Origin of the sequence: Campylobacter sp. GB48 (assembly GCF_049221845.1) — a bacterium.
In the GTDB taxonomy this organism is placed as follows: Bacteria; Campylobacterota; Campylobacteria; order Campylobacterales; family Campylobacteraceae; genus Campylobacter_D; species Campylobacter_D lari_C.
The window spans coordinates 1-3,402 of record NZ_JBMJAR010000030.1 but is presented as its reverse complement, the minus strand read 5'-3'; the positions used below and the strand labels follow the sequence as shown (position 1 = coordinate 3,402).

The window sequence follows — 3,402 nt, the reverse complement described above, 5'->3', positions numbered from 1 at the left end:
TTTACAACAAATACAAAGATCTAGAAGTAGAAATTGATGATAAAGGTAATATTATAAGGTGGATTGGAGAGATTAATAGATGATTTTGCTTAAATTTTTATTTAAATAAAAAACCTTAAGTCAATATTTACTTAAAGGCAGATAATGAAAAACAAAGAATTTGCTTGTCAATATATTTATAACCAAAACAATCTTAAAAACTTGATAGATAAATATTGCAAACAAGCTAAAAATATAGTTTTATATTGTAATAATTTTTCAAGAAAAAATATACTGAATTTAGCACTAACAGATTATGATATTGCTAAAGATTGTTATTATAGTTTAGATAAATACTTATATGATACTCTTAAAATATCTGCTTATAAGGGAAAAAAAGTTCAAATTTATGATTATTCTTATGAAAAATTTACTGATTCTAATAAGTTTAGCAATAATCCCTCAAACTTTACTATCACTCCTTTATCTTGCGATATGACAAGCATTTTAGATGATTTTGTAAAAGCCTTGGGAAAATCTGAAAATCAAACTATTTCAGAAACTATGACGCAAAAACTAGAAAAAGAGAACAAAAATATTAATTCTTTAATCATTTGCATTAATGAGAAATTAAAAATCCCTATACTTCAAAAACTAAAATCATTCGATGAATATCAAAAATTAAACGAGTATAAACTAAATGAACAAATAGAGTTTGTCTTTAATGAATTAATACAAAATATTAAAGATATTTATGCAGAAGGTTATGATCTTGTATATAAGAAAATCATTAATGCCTTTCTTGGTATTGTCAATATCTTTAGATTGAAAAGCTTTTTAACAAAAACACAGCCATTGTTAGTTATTGGTGATAGTGCTTTTGAGTTGATAAAAGCTTATAAAGAAATTTCAAAGTGGAGTGAAGATAAATACTCTTATGCTATTTATAATGCTATTGTGCAACTACTCATAAGTGATATTGGTTATATTTTTACTCTTTTTGAAAACAAAATTGATCATTACACTTTGATCATAGATAATAAAATTCTTTTTGATTTTTCAGGTTTTGGAGCAATAAGGAATCAATCATTAGCATATCATAAGCAAGATCTTGCAATTTATCTTCAATCAAACGAAGAAATTTTTAAAGATTTTCACAATAAAAAATTCTTAAAGCTCATCACCCAAAATCCCAAAGAAGAATTAATATTACATAGTAGATATTCTATTAAAGAGGCACTTAAAAAACAAATGTCCCTTGATCAAAACAGACTAAGCTATATAGAAAGTCCGTATTTTAACTCTATTACACTAGCTCAAATCATAAAAGATTTAAAGAGTGAAAAAAACGAATCTTATTATGCAAAAAATTTTCTCATTATTACAAATGCTCCACAAAAATACAATGCAGGACTTCATCAAAAGCTCACAGAAGAAATTTTTGAAAATACCATCATTTATCCAGATACCATAGAAGATGAAACACAAAACGATATTTTAATCAAAGCTCCAAAAGACTACGATGCAATGATAGATTATAGTAAATATAAAATCGATATTATTGATAATGAAAAAGATGCCTTTGTGCTTTCTTTAAGTCCTTTTATTCGCTTAAATTATCAAACTTATCAAGGCTTTGAAGATACAGTAAAAGAAAAAGAAGAGTTAATTAAAGATATTACAGATAACAATCTAGAAAATATATTTCAATATATGAATTTTATAAAAAATCCTAGTAATATCAATAAAATATATAATTATCATTATTTGCAATCTATTTTTTATCAAGCAAATAATAAAAAAACTTTCTTAGAAAAACAAAAGCAATACTTTCAAGAAGGTATAGAATGCATAAGAGCTTATATAGATAGTATTACCCATATTGCACAGCCTAAAATAGGTGCTTACACAGGTGTGGTATACAAAGGAGAGGGTTTTGTAAGGAAAAATGTATTTACTATCACAGATGTGATTTTACTTGCTTTAACTTATTATACGATAAAACATTTTTATTCTTTTATTCAAACTGATTTCCAAGCTTGGTGGAAATTGTTTTCAAATTGTGAAAGTATACAAATAGAAGAGAAAGAAAGTATTGATATACTTCCTACAAATGTCTTTTTAAATATAAATGAAGAAAAAATTCCCCTATGTTTTTCAAAACAACAAAAAGCCAAACTCGCAAAAAATGAAATTTTTTGTATAGAAGAATTTGTGGATTATTTAGAACAATTAAAAGATCATGAAATTAGTGATGAGGAAGATAGACAGTTTTTATCTTCCCTAATAGAGCCTCAAAGTGAAAATCATCAAACCCAAGATGAAGCAGTGGAATATAATCTAAAACAAATAAACGCATTGATTGAAAAAGAGAAAATATCAAACAAGAAAATTGATGATGAACTTGATGAATTGATAAAAGATATAGAAAAAAATAATATAAATAAAATTCCTTATAATCCGCAAAAAACTATAGTGGCTATGATGGATGCTTTTATAGATAAATTCTTTCCTTTTGCAGATTTTTTAAGAGCAGATGAATTTAAATTTGCTAAATTGCTTAGTAAAACCATTCTTAATTTTTTAACCCTTAAAGCACAAAAAGCCTTTTATGAAAGTATAGGTATAAGTTATTTATTGTTTTTGATGATGGATTCAAGTATTCAAATGAAAAAGGTTAAAATACAAAATCAAGAACAATTTAACAAAAGACTTAAAAGGCTAAATAAAATAGCTTTATTAGAACTTTGCTATATGCAAAAAAATAAAAACAAATACGAAGCTATTATGCTAGTAGATGATCCAAGCTTTAAAGAGTTAAAAAATCATGATGGTTTTAAAGATATAACAAATATCAGCAAAAAACAAATTTTTCAATATAAATTTAATTTTACTTTAAAAAATATTCGTAGTATTGCCAAAGAATCTTTCATATCTTTACCTCAAGCTGTTATTACAGATTTGATCAATCAATTATGGATTAGCGCATATGAACAAAGTAAAAAAGAACACGAAAGATTGCAATTTTTAAATTTTGCTCATAAGTATAATCCTCCTTATGTTTTAGCAAAAAAACCTACAAATACACAAGAAGGATTCATCTCTTATCCTATGTTTATTAATAATACTTTTGTTTCTTTTAATTTTACTTCTATGTTTACAGGGGGAAAGCTACAAACAGGAGGTTTGGGAGAGAAAGAAGCTTTATTTGTTTATCATAAAGATGTAGGTGGTGCAAAAAGGGTAAGAAATTATCTTTTAAACAAACTTTTTGCGTATTTATGTTTAGATGAATTAAGATCAAAAACTGGTGATTTAAAAACCATAGAAGATATAGACTTTTTTAATACCTATTCTTATTTACATGATTTAGCTATAAAACCAAGGCTTTTAAAACTAAAGCATGAAGAAGATTTTTTAATC

General features: G+C 25.2%; 1 protein-coding gene. It reads left to right on the top strand.

From position 1 onward, the window contains the following. Positions 1 to 144 precede the first annotated feature (144 nt). A partial coding sequence (locus tag ACOTVC_RS08425) for a hypothetical protein (RefSeq protein ID WP_421628302.1) occupies positions 145 to 3,402 on the top strand: 3,258 nt, incomplete at its 3' end.